This is a genomic window from uncultured Granulicatella sp., from assembly GCF_963515615.1.
Classification (GTDB): Bacteria; Bacillota; Bacilli; order Lactobacillales; family Aerococcaceae; genus Granulicatella.
In genome coordinates, this window is sequence record NZ_CAUPZT010000001.1 from 69,576 (window position 1) to 86,310 (window position 16,735).

The 16,735-nt window shown below is 34.2% G+C and carries 15 protein-coding genes; 14 read left to right on the forward strand and 1 reads right to left on the reverse strand.

The features are described from left to right. Positions 1 to 13: 13 nt before the first annotated feature. The gene (locus RYL55_RS00375; RefSeq protein WP_315006265.1) at positions 14 to 1,252 is read left to right on the forward strand and encodes a hypothetical protein; all 1,239 of its coding nucleotides are present in this window, start codon (positions 14 to 16) and stop codon (positions 1,250 to 1,252) included. A 126-nt stretch (positions 1,253 to 1,378) separates the two neighbouring features. After that, a complete protein-coding gene (locus tag RYL55_RS00380; protein WP_315006267.1) occupies positions 1,379 to 1,627 on the forward strand; it encodes a hypothetical protein in 249 nt (82 codons plus the stop codon). A 46-nt stretch (positions 1,628 to 1,673) separates the two neighbouring features. Here RYL55_RS00380 and RYL55_RS00385 read toward each other — a convergent pair whose 3' ends face one another. Next, entirely contained in the window at positions 1,674 to 2,171 is a 498-nt protein-coding gene (locus RYL55_RS00385; RefSeq protein WP_314680554.1) for an aromatic acid exporter family protein, read from the reverse strand. Between the two features lie 159 nt (positions 2,172 to 2,330). On the opposite strand from RYL55_RS00385, the gene RYL55_RS00390 reads away from it, so the two are divergent. The 12 genes from RYL55_RS00390 (at position 2,331) to metG (ending at position 16,688) form a co-directional block, all read left to right on the forward strand. After that, the gene (locus RYL55_RS00390; protein WP_315006269.1) at positions 2,331 to 3,011 is read left to right on the forward strand and encodes a glycoside hydrolase family 73 protein; all 681 of its coding nucleotides are present in this window, start codon (positions 2,331 to 2,333) and stop codon (positions 3,009 to 3,011) included. Between the two features lie 7 nt (positions 3,012 to 3,018). Further along, positions 3,019 to 4,131: an ATP-grasp domain-containing protein gene (locus RYL55_RS00395; RefSeq protein WP_315006270.1), complete on the forward strand. Its 1,113-nt coding sequence runs from the start codon at positions 3,019 to 3,021 to the stop codon at positions 4,129 to 4,131. A 29-nt stretch (positions 4,132 to 4,160) separates the two neighbouring features. Beyond that, complete coding sequence (pcrA, locus tag RYL55_RS00400; protein ID WP_315006272.1) at positions 4,161 to 6,455, forward strand: DNA helicase PcrA; 2,295 nt, start codon at positions 4,161 to 4,163, stop codon at positions 6,453 to 6,455. Continuing rightward, entirely contained in the window at positions 6,456 to 8,462 is a 2,007-nt protein-coding gene (ligA, locus tag RYL55_RS00405) for an NAD-dependent DNA ligase LigA (protein WP_315006274.1), read from the forward strand. It begins immediately after the preceding gene. 2 nt (positions 8,463 to 8,464) lie between these two features. Continuing rightward, complete coding sequence (locus RYL55_RS00410; protein ID WP_315006276.1) at positions 8,465 to 9,583, forward strand: CamS family sex pheromone protein; 1,119 nt, start codon at positions 8,465 to 8,467, stop codon at positions 9,581 to 9,583. 68 nt (positions 9,584 to 9,651) lie between these two features. Next, positions 9,652 to 9,951, forward strand: a complete 300-nt coding sequence (gatC, locus tag RYL55_RS00415; protein ID WP_227931903.1) for an Asp-tRNA(Asn)/Glu-tRNA(Gln) amidotransferase subunit GatC — start codon at positions 9,652 to 9,654, stop codon at positions 9,949 to 9,951. A gap of 5 nt (positions 9,952 to 9,956) precedes the next feature. Next, positions 9,957 to 11,414, forward strand: a complete 1,458-nt coding sequence (gene gatA / locus RYL55_RS00420) for an Asp-tRNA(Asn)/Glu-tRNA(Gln) amidotransferase subunit GatA (protein WP_315006278.1) — start codon at positions 9,957 to 9,959, stop codon at positions 11,412 to 11,414. A gap of 13 nt (positions 11,415 to 11,427) precedes the next feature. Further along, on the forward strand, positions 11,428 to 12,858 hold the full coding sequence (gene gatB, locus RYL55_RS00425; RefSeq protein WP_314112291.1) for an Asp-tRNA(Asn)/Glu-tRNA(Gln) amidotransferase subunit GatB: 1,431 nt from the start codon (positions 11,428 to 11,430) through the stop codon (positions 12,856 to 12,858). Between the two features lie 146 nt (positions 12,859 to 13,004). Next, on the forward strand, positions 13,005 to 13,415 hold the full coding sequence (locus RYL55_RS00430; protein WP_315006281.1) for a DUF1934 domain-containing protein: 411 nt from the start codon (positions 13,005 to 13,007) through the stop codon (positions 13,413 to 13,415). A 62-nt stretch (positions 13,416 to 13,477) separates the two neighbouring features. Continuing rightward, positions 13,478 to 14,086: a DNA-directed RNA polymerase subunit delta gene (gene rpoE, locus RYL55_RS00435; RefSeq protein ID WP_315006283.1), complete on the forward strand. Its 609-nt coding sequence runs from the start codon at positions 13,478 to 13,480 to the stop codon at positions 14,084 to 14,086. A 71-nt stretch (positions 14,087 to 14,157) separates the two neighbouring features. Continuing rightward, positions 14,158 to 14,574 (forward strand): GtrA family protein, encoded by a 417-nt coding sequence (locus tag RYL55_RS00440; RefSeq protein ID WP_315006285.1) that lies wholly within the window; start codon positions 14,158 to 14,160, stop codon positions 14,572 to 14,574. Between the two features lie 101 nt (positions 14,575 to 14,675). Then, entirely contained in the window at positions 14,676 to 16,688 is a 2,013-nt protein-coding gene (metG, locus tag RYL55_RS00445) for a methionine--tRNA ligase (protein WP_315006287.1), read from the forward strand. The last annotated feature ends 47 nt before the right edge of the window (positions 16,689 to 16,735 follow it).

Here is a 16,735-nt window from a genome sequence, read left to right on the forward strand (position 1 = left end):
AAGAGGATTTTTTATGGCGGAATCAGAGAACAACATTGTAAATGAAGAAGTAGTAACGGAAGAAAAAGTAGAGAAAGAAAACTACACAGATCCGATTTCTGAATCTACTACTTCATTTGATGGGAATCAATTATTGCAAAAAGCACAAGCGATATTTCAAAAAAAGAAAAAAGAAGTAATTGGAGCTTTAGTCATTCTTGCAGTAGCTCTTGTAGCATATTTTGGATATAGTTATTATAATTCACTTCCAAAAAGCATTATAAATGAAGTTAAAGTAGATTTTACCGGATATGATGAATCTGGTAACTTAATATATAATAGTGATGAAATTGCATCTTTAGTAGAAGAAGCAGTTTATAAAAAAGCAGGACTTGATAAAGATCAAGCTAAGGCATTAACGAAAGATGATCCTGTAGCTTATTCTATGCTTGCACAAGATAGAAAATTATCATTAAAGTTAATGAAAGCTGAATCCATGCTTAAGACGATCCATTATGAATTTAATAAAACGAATAATCTAAAAAATGGAGAAGAAGTTACATTTACAATTACAACTAGTTCAAAAAATTCTCCAATTAAAGCAGAAAAGAAAGCTTTTAAAGTTCAAAATTTAAAAGAATATGAAAAAGTTTCTGCTGAAAACTTGTTAAAAGAAGTGACGGTCACTTTCTCTGGATTTAATGGATATGGTACAGTTTCATTTGGGAATAGTATTAAAAATTATTTCCAATTAAATTCAAGCAATAGTTATTCTAATTTAAAAAATGGGGATAAAATCACTTTAACCGTAAATGACAGTTATATTAAAACTTTAAAAGAAAGTGGAAAAATTATTGATAACAAAAATGTAGACATTACAGTTTCTGGATTAAAAGAAATAAAAGATATTAAGAATTTTGAAGATTTAATCAAGAAAAATGATGATTATGTTAAATCAGAACATAAAAATGATTCTTATGATACTTATACAATAGAATCTCAAGGAAGTTATATGAGAATCAATGTAAATAATTACGACAAGGGAAGTATTTCTTTAGTTACTATTTATAAAGTAACAAAAACTGATAGTAAGGATAATAAATCTGTGAAATATAAATACTACGGTTACTCAGCATATCTATTAAAAGATGGTAATTTAGATATAGACACAGCTTCTAAAATTTCAGATCATTGGGGAACTAAAGATTTAGAAGGATTAAGAGCTCAACTATCTTCGGATGGATATAAAGTATATGAAGGTAAAAAAGAGTAGCTATTTAATCATTACAATTTTACCCTGATTCTAGTGTTTCTTCTATGTTTTGTGAAAGATGTATAAAGGGGAAACTTTATAAAATAGCGATAATAACCTTGAGGATAGAAAAAGGAGGAATTCAATATGGCAAAAGTAAATTATGAAGGACCAGAGCAGTTTAGACCATTAGGAGCGTGGGAATATTTTGGCTATTCCATTCTTTACAGTATTCCACTGATAGGGGTTATTATGATGATTATTTTTAGTTTTAACGATTCAAATATCAATCGCCGAAACTTTTCAAGATCATTCTTTTGTGGATTTGTCGTGTTTATCGCTGTAATCGCGTTATTTGGTGCTACAGGATTTTTTACACACTTGTCGAATCAATAATTTAGAAATTATCGTTAACAAAAAAGAGCATTCCGTTTGGGATGCTCTATTTTTCTTGTAAATGTGGACTTGGTAATAGTCGGTTTACAATCATCGCAATCACTGCTCCAATTAATGTATCTAATACCCGCTGAATTGCATATTCTACATTCACAGCAGCTTCAATCGTATAAAAAATCACTAAGAAAGTTGCTGATGAATTAATGACAGCAGTTTTATTGAATCGATTGCAAAATAAAATTAATAAAATAATTCCGAGAGGAACTAATAGTAAGTCTGTGTAATCTGGAAGAGTAAAATGTTGATACGCTTGAAGAAGGATAATGGCTAATACCCCACCAGACATGTTTCCGAAGAAACGAGCAATTCCGAACTTCCAAGTTTGTTTATGATCCGTTCTTAAACTAAATACTGCCGATAACACAGCTAACATTGGAGAACCACGATGAAGTACCTTAAAAAGTACAATACAAATAAAAGCTGATACAGCTGTTTTGAAAGTTCTTAGTCCAATGTGAAAAGGATTTTGTTGTTGATTAGGCACACTTTCACCTCATTGTTTAAAATTCTTGAATATCATATCATAAAATGCATGAAGCGACAATGAAGGAGATTTTTGAGATGGAACTATGACGTTGTTAATTGCAAAAGAGATTAAATTTCATAAAAAAACATGGAAATTTCAAGCGTAAAATTAAGGTTTATGATAAAATTAGAGGTATGTATAGAAAGTGGTGTTGCTGTGGGAAGACGAAAATCAATCAAATGGAAATCACATATGAAATGGGGCTTTAAAAGATTAACGCTAGGAGTTGTTTTAGTGTTGATTGCCATTTGTAGTGTCATTATTATGGGAACTTTACAATTTCAAGAAACAAGGAAAGATCCTACAGAAATCGCTCATCAACAATTTATTCAAAATCTTGTACCTTCTTCTCAAAAAGCCTATCAACTATACCAAGTTTTGCCAAGTATTAGTTTAGCGCAAGCGATATTGGAGTCTGATTGGGGAGAAAGTGGACTGTCACAAAATTATTATAATTTATATGGAGTCAAAGCAGGAGCTGCTGAGCCAAGTGTTCAATTAGAAACGAGTGAATATATTGATGGAAAATGGATTACGATTATGGCGCCTTTTCGAGTTTATAATAGTTGGGCGGAATCAGTAGAAGCCCATGCAAAGTTATTAACCTATGGAGTAGATTGGAATCCCAAATTATATGAACCAGTTTTAAAGGCTAAAAATTATAAAGAAGCAGCACATGCTCTTCAAAAAGCAGGGTATGCAACAGATCCAACTTATGCACAAAAAATTATTCATGTGATTGAAACTTATCATCTAGCGCAATATGACCAAATTCAAGTAAAATCTGTAAAGGAGTAGAGCACGTATGAGTCAATTATTACCAGGAAGTAGTATTGGAATTATTGGTGGAGATCCACAAATTTCTTCAATTGTATTAATGGCGAAACGATTAGGGTATTGTATTCATCATTTTCGAGAAGAGGACGAAGCTAAGATTTTACTTGCAGATAAAGAAGTGATTGGTCGTTATCAGGATCGACAGGCATTATTTCATTTTGCAATGCATGTAGATACGGTATATATTTTAACGAATGCCATTGAAATTGATACAATTGTAGCACTAAGTGGTAAAAGTCGTTATTATCAATCATTTGAACTAGCAGAAATTTCTCAAAATCGTATGGTTGAAAAATTATTTTTAGAAGAACATGCCATTAATGTAGCTCCTTATGGAATGATTACAAGTATTGGAGAACTTCCTAGTTTATTATCTAGTATAGGGTTTCCTGCCAAGTTAGAAACGAATCGTTTCCATAAAAATTATAAGGAAATGATGCTATATGATCATGATATGGACGATCAAGTATTCCAATTAGTAGAGGAACAATCTTGTATGGTAACAGCTTTTGTTCCTGCGCAACGTCATTTTAGCCTAACCATTCTTCGTGATTATGAAGATCATATTACAATATTGCCGATTACAGAAGATGTTTATGTAGATGGAACATTAAAATATTCGATTGCATCAAAACGGATGAATCCTGAATGGGTCGGAGAATTAAGAACGATTGCTTCTAAAATGATGCGTTCTATTTCGGGATCGACTTTAGTATCAATTCAAGTTGTCATGGCAAAAAATGGTATTTTTTATGTTACAAAGGTAGATCAAATTCCATTGATTCAACATCAATTTAGTAGTAAACAGATGGCACATTCGTTTAGTGAAGTGTTATTACGGTTATCAACTGGATTAGGGGTGTTGGAATGCAGTTTAGTAGAAGAAGCATTAATTGTTCCGATTTATCGAGAAATGCTAGAAAAGGCGCATGTTTTAACAATTTTAAAACCACACTGGGAATTTGAATATTTCCAAGTAGAAGGCGGGAATCCAGGAGAAGCAGTCGGAGTGATTCGATTAACAGGGGCTTCAAGTGTGGATTTAGTGAATGAATTAGAATTAAGTGGATTACATGATTAAGATTATATAAGAGAAGAAAGGATGACTTTGTGAGTATTTCAGCGAAATTACTAGAAGGAATGAATGAACGTCAAAAAGAGGCAGTTCAACATACTCAAGGTCCATTGCTGATTATGGCAGGGGCTGGAAGTGGAAAAACGAGAGTATTAACGCATCGTATGGCGTATATTTTAGCAGAAGAAGAGGTTCATCCTTGGAATATTTTAGCGATTACCTTTACGAATAAAGCAGCACGTGAAATGAAAGAGCGGGTGAGTCAGTTAGTTGGCCCGCAAGCAGAAGATATGTGGGTATCTACTTTCCACTCCATGTGTGTGCGTATTTTAAGAAGAGATATCGAATTATTAGGCTATCAACGTTCATTTACGATTTGTGATCCTAGTGAACAACAAACGGCAATGAAGAGAATTTTGAAAAAATTAGATATTGATAGTGAAAAATATGATTATCGTATGATTTTAAATCGAATTAGCCAAGCTAAAAATGATTTAGAAGATGTGGAAGAATTTAATAAGAAATATACGGGATATGTAGAACAGATTATTGGAAAATGTTACCGTGAATATCAAAAAGAATTAGCAAAAAGTATGACATTAGACTTTGATGATTTAATTATGTTGACGGTACAACTATTCCAAAAACATCCCGAAACATTGCACTATTATCAACAAAAATTCCAATATATTCATGTGGATGAGTATCAAGATACGAACCATGCTCAATATCGATTAGTAGCGATGTTAGCGAAGAAATTCAAAAATATTTGTGTTGTTGGGGATGCAGACCAAAGTATTTATGGTTGGCGTGGTGCTGACATGAGTAATATTTTAGAATTTGAAAAAGATTATCAAAACGCAAAAGTTGTTTTATTAGAACAAAATTATCGTTCTACAAAAATAATTTTACAAGCAGCTAATCATGTTATTGAGAATAATGTTAATCGTAAAGTGAAGAAATTATGGACTGAAAATGAAGAGGGACAAGCTATTACGTATTACCGTGCTCAATCGGAGCAAGATGAAGGTCGGTATGTATTGTCACAAATTCAAAGTTTATTAAGAGATGGCTATCATTATGATGATTTTGCCATTTTGTATCGTACAAATGCGCAATCTCGTGTCATGGAAGAAAATTTACTAAAATCAAATATCCCATTCCGATTAGTAGGTGGGCAACGATTCTTCGAAAGACTTGAAATTAAAGATTTACTAGCGTATTTACGGTTAATTGTAAATCCTCAAGATGATTTAAGTTTTAGAAGAATTGTTAATAGTCCGAAAAGAGGGGTTGGGGCTACTTCTTTAGAGAAATTAAGTAATTTTGCTTCTATGCATCAATTTTCATTATTAGAAGCCAGTTCGCAAACAGCAATCTCTCCTTTATCGGGGAAAGCAGCAAAGGCTTTAGAAAAATTTGCAACAACGATTGAAGAATTAAGAAAAATGCAAGAGTTTCTATCCATTAGTGAATTTGTAGAGCAAGTGATTGAAAAAACAGGGTATCTTGCTGCTTTAGAACAACAACATACAATGGAAGCTGATGCGAGAATTGAAAATATTCAAGAGTTTATCTCGGTGGCAAAACAATTCGAACAAGATCGACTAGAAGAAGAGTCGGAAGAATCTCCATTATTACAATTTTTAACAGATTTATCTTTAGTTTCTGATGTGGATAGCGATGATGGGGATGGTCGTATGGTGACATTGATGACCCTTCATGCTGCTAAAGGATTAGAGTTTCCAGTTGTATTTATTATTGGATTAGAAGAAGGAATTTTCCCAAGTTTAAGAAGTATGATGGAGCATGACGATGTGGAAGAAGAACGTCGTCTAGCGTATGTAGGAATTACTCGTGCGGAACAAAAATTATTTTTAACAAATGCATATTCTAGATTATTATATGGACGTACACAAACAAACCGTCCATCGAGATTTGTATTAGAAATTGGAGAAGAACTATTTGATTCAAACCAACAGCAATCCTACAGTTATACAAGTAGAGAGTCTTCTTCATTTGCTTCGAAAACTTCGTCTACAGGTTCATTATTTGACAAATATAGAGCGAAATCTCAGGCAACTGCGTATCAACCAAAAACAGTGCAGCCTTCTAGCATCCAACCAGTACGTAAGCAAACCGTTGCTGCCAATGATGGAGCGGTATGGAAAGTGGGCGACAAGGTGATGCATAAAAAATGGAATGTTGGAACAGTCGTTAAAGTGACCGGTGAAGGAACCAATCAAGAAATTGATGTAGCTTTTGCTGGAATGGGTATTAAACGATTATTAGCAAGTTTTGCCCCAATTGAAAGAATAGAGGAGTCGTAAATGGATACTTCAGTAGAACAAAAAGTCCAACAATTAAGAGAGCAATTAAATCGTTGGAGTCATGAATATTATGTTCAAGATCGTCCAACCGTTACGGATCATGTGTATGATGAAACGTATCATGAATTAGTACGATTAGAATCGGAGTATCCTGAATTAATTACTCCAGATTCACCAACTCAACGTGTTGGTGGTGTTGTGTTAGACAGTTTTGAAAAAGTTACCCATCAAAATCCGATGTTGAGTTTATCGAATGCTTTTTCAAAAGAAGATTTACAAGCATTTGATGATCGAATTAAAAAATTAACGAATCGTACGATTGACTATGTTTGCGAATTGAAAATTGATGGTTTATCTGTAGCGTTGACTTATCAAGAGGGTCAATTAGTGCTAGGTGCTACAAGAGGAGATGGTGTAATAGGGGAAGATATTACACATAATATTAGAACGGTAAAATCCGTTCCTCTTTCATTAGAACAACCATGGTCGATTGAAGTTCGTGGGGAATGTTATATGCCAAAAAAATCATTCCAACAGTTAAATCAATCGAGGGAAGAAGAAGGTTTAGAAGTATTTGCTAATCCTAGAAATGCAGCTGCAGGAAGTTTAAGACAATTAGATTCTAAAGTGGCAGCTAGTCGAAATTTAGCGGTATTTCTATATCAAAGTCCTAGTATTGAAGCTTTAGAAGTGACTTCTCAAATGGAATTGCTGGAAAAGATGCAAGCATTAGGATTTGTCACGAATCAAGAAAGCGTACTTTGCTATTCGATTGAAGAAGTATGGGCATTTATTGAAAAAATGACAGTGGAAAGAAGTAACTTGCCTTATGAAATTGATGGTATTGTAATTAAGGTCAATGACTTTAAAGCGCAAGAAGAAATTGGATTTACCGTAAAAGCTCCAAAATGGGCAATTGCTTATAAATTCCCTGCTGAAGAAGCACAGACAATTGTGCGAGATATTGAATGGACAGTGGGACGTACGGGAGTAGTGACACCAACAGCTGTGATGGATGCGGTATTTCTTGCGGGAACTACGGTGAAACGTGCCAGCTTACATAATGTCGATTTAATACGAGAAAGAGATATTCGAATTGGAGATACGGTTGTCATTCATAAAGCAGGAGATATTATTCCTGAAGTCACTCGAGTGATTTTAGATAAACGACCTGAAGGATTAGAACCGTATGAATTTCCTAAAGAATGCCCATCTTGCTCGAATCCACTCGTGCATTTAGAAGAAGAGGTCGCTTTAAGATGTATGAATCCAAAATGTCCAGCTCTTTTAAAAGAAGGATTAACTCATTTTGTATCTCGTGATGCGATGAATATGTCTGGAGTAGGAACAAGAATCATTCATCAATTATTTGAAAGTGGATTGGTTCACGATGTAGCAGATTTATATCACTTAACAATGGAGCAATTAGTAACACTCGATAAAATTCAAGAAAAATCAGCACAAAAAATCTTACAAGCCATTGAAACAAGTAAACAAAATTCTTTAGAGCGTTTATTAACGGGTCTAGGCATTCGAAATGTCGGATCCAAAGCGGCAAAAGATTTAGCGATGCATTTTGAAACAATGGAAAACCTTCAAAAAGCGACTGCGGAAGAATTGGTTGCCATTGAAGGATTGGGATTAGTGATTGCGCATAGTGTTTTGGCTTATTTTAACCAAGAAACCGTTCAAGAAATGTTAGAAGAACTAAAAGAAGCAGGCGTTAATATGCGTTATTTAGGAAAAGCAAAAGCAGTCGTCTCAGAAGACTCCCTATTAGCTGGAAAAACAGTTGTATTAACAGGAACGTTAGAGCAGATGACAAGACAAGAAGCAAAAGAAGCAATCGAGTCCTTAGGTGGTAAAGTTACGGGATCTGTTTCTAAGAAAACAGACCTAGTCATTGCTGGAGCACAAGCAGGAAGTAAATTGACTAAAGCGGAATCTCTAGGGATTTTAGTATGGGATGAAGAACAATTTAGAACAATGATTGAAGGAAAGGAATAGTTATGAAGAAAAAAATTATCACTTTAGCTAGTGCAACAATGATGTTACTAGCAGGGTGTGCGAATATTAATCAGGCAACACAAAAAAATGCTGAATCAGAATCTTCTCGTGCAAAAGTGGCACAACCAACAACGAATCAACTGTCGAATCAATATTATCGATCATTGATTACGAATGGAAAATATCAAGTAAGTAAAACTCGTGGAGCAACTTTAAGCTTGAATACGGGCTTCAACTTAAGAAATTTTGAATCAGGATTAATTGAATTATCACGTGCAGTTTTTCCAACGAATCAATATTTCTTTAGAGAAGGACAAGTTATTGATTCTACTACTACGAATCAATGGGTCGCTCGTAAATCTGAAAAAAATCCAGATGGGTTAAATCCAGAAGATAATGGTGAAACAGATGCAAGTAAGAGAAACCCATATTATTTAGCTCAAATTTTAGAACAAGATTTTATGATTCAAACAGAAAACAATTATGAATTAGGTGGAATTAGTATTGGTCTTGCGATGAATTCAGTGGATTATTACACTGCGGGAGATAAAGATGCAGAGCAAGAAATTTCTAATGAAGAAATGTTGAAACAAGCAAAATCAATTGCTAATACAGTATTAACTCGTTTACGTCAAAATGATGCATTAAAGACAGTGCCGATTGTGTTTGGAATCTTTAAGCAAGCTCCTAAAGACGATATCGGTGGAGGAGTTTATATTTTAGAAGCTACTTCAGTAGAAGGAACTGAAATTACAAATTGGACAAATATGAATCAAAAAATAGTGGTACTACCATTAGTCGATGGAAATCCAACAGAAGAATCATCAGCATTTGAAAACTTTAGAACAGAAGTTCAAAACTTCTTCCCGAATTTATCAGGAGTAACCGCAAAAGTTTATTATCAAGAAAATGCTCCTAAAAAAATGGTTGTTAATATTATGACTCAATTTTATGGGGAATCAGAAATTATTGCTTTAGCACAACATGTAACAGATGTTGCGAATAAATTTTTACCAAAAACAACACCAGTAGAAGTTCGTATTTCATCGATTAATGGAATGGAAGCATTCTTACTACAAGATACTACTCAAGGTGTATTTACGTATCACGTTTTTGATTAAAGATTGACATAAAAGGTACGTGCCTTTTACAATAGAAAAGAAAGAAAAGTAGAAAGTGAGGAACAGTTATGGCAATTGAAGAATCAGAAGTACGTCACGTTGCAAAATTGGCGAAATTATCATTTGCAGATCATGAAATTTTACATTTCACAGAGCAAATGAGTGATATCATCGATATGGTAGAACAATTAAAAGAAGTGGATACAACAGGAGTAGAAGTTACGACTCATGGATATTCATTAGTGAATGTTTTACGTGAAGATGTGCCAGTAAAAGGAACAGATCGTGATTTATTAATGAGAAATGTAAAAACAAGCGAGGATGGATTTATCCAAGTCCCTGCAATTATGGGTGAAGGAGAGGAGTAAGACGCATGAGTTTATTAGAAAATCAAACATTAGTAAGCTTGCATGAAGGTTTAGTTCAAAAGAAATTTACTTCTCAAGAATTAACAAGTGCAACATTTGAAAAAATTCAAGCAGTAGATGATAAAGTTGGAGCTTTCTTAGCGTTAAATGAAGAAGAAGCAATGGCTCAAGCGAAAGCTGCTGATGAAAAAGGTTATGATGCAGCTCTTTCTCTTCAAGGTTTACCAATCGGAATTAAAGATAATATTGTAACTCGTGATTTAATCACAACAGCTGCAAGTCGTATGTTGGAAGATTTCAATCCAATTTATGATGCGCACGTAATGGACTTGTTGAAAAAAACAGGTGCCGTGAATGTCGGAAAATTAAACATGGATGAATTTGCCATGGGTGGTTCGACAGAAAATTCTTATTTCAAGAAAACTAGAAACCCATGGGATTTAACAAAAGTTCCTGGAGGATCTTCAGGTGGTTCTGCAGCAGCAGTAGCAGCTGGGGAAGTATTAGCAACTTTAGGTTCTGATACAGGTGGTTCGATTCGTCAACCTGCAAGTTTTACAGGGATTGTTGGAATGAAACCAACTTATGGTCGTGTATCTCGTTATGGACTAATTGCCTTTGCATCAAGCTTAGACCAAATTGGACCATTAACTCGTACGGTTAAAGATAATGCATTAGTATTAGAAGCAATTAGTGGATATGATCACCGTGATTCTACAAGTGTAAATGTACCTGTTCCAAATTATTACCAACAAATTAATGGAAATATTAAAGGATTAAAAATTGCTTTACCAGTAGAATATTTAGGAGATGGAATTGATCCTGAAATTCGTAAAGCAGTCTTAAAAGCCGCTGAACAATATCGTGCGTTAGGAGCAACTGTAGAAGAAGTGAGCTTACCTCATTCTAAATATGGTATTCCTGCCTATTATATTATTGCTTCTTCAGAAGCATCTTCTAACTTACAACGTTTTGACGGTATTCGTTATGGACACCGTTCAGCTGAAGCGAAAACATTAGAAGATTTATACATCATGAGCCGTACAGAAGGATTCGGTATGGAAGTAAAACGTCGTATTATGTTAGGAACATTCTCATTAAGTTCTGGTTACTATGATGCTTACTTCAAGAAAGCAGGACAAGTTCGTACATTAATTAAACAAGATTTTGCCAATGTCTTTGCAAACTATGATTTAATTTTAGGACCTGTAACGACTTCTACTGCATATGGAATTGGAGAAAGAAATGATGATCCAATTGAAATGTATATGGCGGACTTATTAACCGTTCCTGTAAACTTAGCAGGACTTCCAGCAATTTCTGTACCTGCTGGATTCTCTAGCGAAGGGTTACCAATTGGTATTCAATTAATCGGAAATTACTTCCAAGAACAAACCATTTATCAAGCAGCATTTGCATTTGAACAAGCAAATGACTATTACTTAAAACAAGCAAACGTATAAGGAGGAACATAAGATGAATTTTGAAACAATTATTGGGCTAGAAGTTCACGTAGAGTTAAAAACAGATTCAAAAATCTTCTCTCCTTCACCAGCTCATTTTGGAGCAGAGCCAAATACAAATACAACAGTGATTGACTGGGGTTATCCAGGGGTACTTCCAGTTATTAATAAACGTGCGATTGAATTTGGAATGCGTGCTGCATTAGCATTAAACTGTGAAATTTCACAACATACAAAATTTGACCGTAAAAACTATTTCTACCCTGATAATCCAAAAGCGTATCAAATTTCTCAATTTGATTATCCAATCGGTCATGATGGATGGATTGATATTGAAGTAGAAGGAAAAACAAAACGTATCCGTATCGAGCGTGTTCACTTAGAAGAAGATGCTGGTAAAAATACTCACGGAACGGATGGATTCTCATATGTAGATTTAAATCGTCAAGGAACACCATTAATTGAGATTGTATCTGAAGCGGATATGCGTTCTCCTGAAGAAGCATATGCTTATTTAGAAGCATTACGTCAAATTATTATGTTTACAGGCGTATCGGATGTGAAAATGGAAGAAGGCTCAATGCGTTGTGATGCGAATATTTCTTTACGTCCTTATGGTCAAGAAAAATTCGGTACAAAAACAGAGTTGAAGAACTTAAACTCATTCAATAATGTACGTAAAGGTTTAGCATATGAAGAAGTACGTCAAGCTCAAGTATTACGTAGTGGTGGCGTTATCGGTCAAGAAACAAGACGTTTTGATGAATCAAATGGTCAAACAATTTTAATGCGTGTGAAAGAAGGGTCAAGTGACTACCGTTACTTCCCAGAACCAGACTTACCAAACTTAGAAATTTCAGATGAATGGGTAGAAGAAGTTCGTCAATCGATTCCTGAAATGCCAACTATTCGTCGTGAACGTTATGTTCGTGAGTTTGGATTACCAGAATATGATGCAATGGTATTAACTTTATCAAAAGAAATGTCTGATTTCTTTGATGAAACAGTTGCAGCAGGTAGTGATCCAAAATTAGCTTCTAACTGGTTAATGGGAGATATTTCTGCTCACTTAAATAGTAAAAAATTAGAATTACGAGATCTATTATTAACACCACAAAGTTTAGCAGAAATGATTCAACTAATTGGAGACGGAACAATCAGCTCTAAATTAGCGAAGAAAGTATTCTTATTATTAGCTGAAGAAGGCGGAACTGCTCGTCAAGTTGTTGAAAAACATGGTATGATTCAATTAAGTGATCCATCACAATTATTACCAATTATTCAAGATGTGTTAGCTAATAACGCACAGTCTATTGAAGACTTCAAAAATGGTAAAGATCGTGCAGTTGGCTTCTTAGTAGGTCAAATTATGAAACAAACAAAAGGAAAAGCAAATCCTGGAATTGTAAACCAATTATTACAAGAAGAATTAGCAAAATATTAATAACTGAGAGAACTGAAGCGCAGTAGAAAAGGCTTTTTGATGATGCGTTCAGTCAAATAACCACTGGGGGTGAATAGAAAACGGAATTTCCGACTTCTTATTCACTCCTTCTCTCTTTTTCATAAAGAATGAATGGAGGTGTCAAAATGATTCGAGTTCATACAAAAATTATTCAAGCTGGAGAAACCTTACAAACAAAATTAGAAGCACCGATTGAATCCATTGAATGGAAAGTTGAAAACGAACAATTAGCATTGTCATATCAAGAGAAAGAAACACAGACAAAAGTGGATTTACTTGTATCTGGTGAAGAAATTCAATTATTCCGAAAAGGCGAAGTAGCGAGTCAATTATTATTCCAACATCAAAAGAAAACAAAGGGTCGTTATCAATTGGCTCAAGGACAAGAAATTTTATTTGAGATTAAAACGAAGAATGTAGAAGTTTCATCGGACTGGAAACAAATTTCTTTTGAATACCAATTATCTCAACAAGGAGAAAATTTAGGAGAATTTACAGTAAATATGGAAATTCTTAAAGAAAACATTGTGCAATAGTAGCGTATTATAGCTTTTGTATGCTATACTGTTAAGGAATATGTGGAAAGGAAGTGTATCCTTTGGAATTAAAAGCACTGGATGGAATCAACAAAAACGAATTATCAATGGTTGAAGTAGCACATGCTATCTTGGAAGTAAAACAAGAAGTAATGGACTTTAATCAATTATTAGTAGAAGTTCAATCATATATGGAGTTAAGCGATGAGCAATTAGAAGCACGTATGGCTCGTTTTTATACAGATTTAAATATTGATGGAAGCTTCATTTCACTTGGAGAAAATCGTTGGGGCTTACGTTCATGGTATCCAATCGATTCAATTGATGAAGAAATTGTATCTTCAATGGATGATGAAGATGTTAAAAAACGTCGTAAAAAACGTAAAAAAGTTAATGCCTTTGGATCTGAAGAAGATCTTATCGACTACAATGATGATGATCCAGAAGATGAAGATGGCTTGTTAGAAGATGAAGAAGATGACGATATTATTGATTTAGATGATGATGTGGATGATGAAGAAGAAACAGAATTAGATGCATATCGTTCAGATTTAAGTGAATTAGGTGCTGACGAAGATTTAGAAGAAGACGTTAGTGCGGATGAAGATTTATCGATTATTAGTGATGAAGAATTAGATAGTGATTATGATGAAGAAGAGGATGAATTATAATCCTTTGTAATTTGTAAAAAGTTAGAAAGTGGGAGTGCGTAGCGCTCCTCTTTTTTATAGGAGGAAAAATTTTGAGAAGAATTTTATCATCATTTTTTGATGCGACTTTTCTAAAATTTATGTTAGTAGGAGTCGTTAATACCCTGGTGGGAATAGCGGTGATGTTTTTTTGCTTTAATGTATTAGCATGGAGCTATTGGGTATCGAGTGCATTGAATTACATGGTGGGAAGCATCTTGAGTTATTTGTTGAATAAGCGATATACTTTCCAGCAAAAGGGGAATGACTGGCATACTGTATGGAAATTTATCGTGAATGTTTCCGTTTGTTATGTTCTTGCCTATGGATTAGCGAAACCATTTGTTGCATGGCTGCTTTCTGGTGTTACTACAAATATACAAGGAAATGCTGCGTTATTCGTTGGAATGGTTTTATTTGTTGGGTTTAATTATATCGGACAAAGATTTTGGGCATTTTCTACACGATAAGTATTTGATGAAAGCATTGTTGTAGGAAAGTTAGTGGTTTAATTCTAGTAATCGTTATGGTAAAATAACACTATCTATAGATTTAAGGGGGATACTGCCAAATGGCGGAAGATAAGAAAACTTTTTATTTAACAACACCAATTTATTACCCAAGTGGACAATTACATATCGGACATGCATATACAACTGTAGCAAGTGATGCAATGATTCGTTATAAAAAATTACAAGGTTATGATACTTATTTCTTAACAGGAACAGATGAACATGGACAAAAAATTCAACAAAAAGCTCAAGAAGCAGGTGTGAGCGAGATTGAATTCGTTGATAATATTATTTTTGGTATTCAAGATTTATGGAAAAAATTAGATGTTTCTTATGATGATTTTATTCGTACAACTCAACCTCGTCATAAAAAATCTGTACAGAAAATTTTCCAAAAATTAATGGATAATGGCGATATTTATTTAGGGGAATACGAAGGTTGGTATTCTGTTAGTGATGAAGAATACTTTACAGAATCTCAATTAGTCGAAGTTTATCGTGATGCAGATGGTAAAATGATTGGTGGAGTGGCTCCAAGTGGTCATGAAGTTCAATTAGTGAAGGAAGAATCTTATTTCTTCAGAATGAGTAAATATGCAGATCGCCTATTACAATACTATGAAGAACATCCAGAATTTATTCAACCAGAATCTCGTAAAAATGAAATGATTAATAACTTCATTAAACCAGGTCTGGAAGATTTAGCCGTTTCTCGTACATCATTTGACTGGGGAATTCCAGTACCAAATGATCCAAAACATGTCATTTATGTATGGATTGATGCTTTATCAAACTATATTACAGCTTTAGGCTATGGAAGTGATGATGAAACATTATTCAATCGTTATTGGCCGGCAGATGTGCACTTTATTGGAAAAGAAATCGTTCGTTTCCATACGATTTATTGGCCAATTATGTTAATGGCATTAGACTTACCATTACCGAAGAAAATTTTCGCACATGGTTGGTTATTAATGAAAGACGGTAAAATGTCTAAGTCTAAAGGAAATGTCGTTGATCCTAACACCTTAATTGAACGTTATGGTTTAGATGCTTTACGTTATTATTTATTACGTGAAGTACCATTTGGTTCAGACGGTATTTTCACACCAGAATCATTTGTAGAACGCATTAACTATGACTTAGCAAATGACTTAGGAAACTTATTAAACCGTACAGTAGCGATGATTAATAAATATTTCGATGGAACAATTCCAACTTATTCAGCTCCTGTTTCAAGCTTTGATCATGAATTAGTTGAAGCTTCAAAAGTAATGATTGAAGAAGTGGAAGCAGCCATGGAAGAAATGCAATTCTCAGTTGCATTATCTGCGATTTGGAAATTTGTTTCTCGTACAAATAAATATATTGATGAAACAACTCCATGGGCAGCTGTAAAAGATGATGCCCGTCAAGAAGAATTAGCTCGTACGATGAGTTATTTAGCAGAAAGCTTACGTATTATTGCGGTGGCTTTACAACCATTCTTAACACAAACGCCAGGAGAAATCTTAGCACAATTAGGAATTCAAGACGAAGCTTTACGTGACTATCCTTCGCTTCATACATTTGGAGTAATTCCAGCTGGTACAACAGTTGTTGAAAAAGGACAACCAATTTTCCCACGTTTAGATATGGAAGAAGAAGTTGCTTATATTCAAGGCAAAATGGGTGGAACGGTGAAAGAAGAAGTAGCGACAGAATGGAACCCAGAAGAAGTGGAATTAACAACTGAAAAAGAAGCCATCAAATATGATGACTTTGATAAGTTAGAATTAAAAGTCGCAGAAGTCATTGACTGTAAACCAGTGGAAGGTGCAGATAAATTATTACAATTCCGTTTAGATGCAGGAGATGTTGGCGGACATCGTCAAATTCTATCAGGTATCGCTCAATGGTATCCAAATCCAGAAGAGTTTATTGGTAAAAAAGTAGTGATTGTCGCAAACTTAAAACCACGTAAGATGAGAGGTCAAATTAGTCAAGGAATGATCTTATCTGCAGAAAAAGATGGAGTATTACAAGTAGTTTTAGCTCCTCAAGAAATGCCAAATGGTTCATTTGTTTCATAATCAATAGGAAACACAGTTATTGTAGGGAGAGTACGTTGCTTTACAAC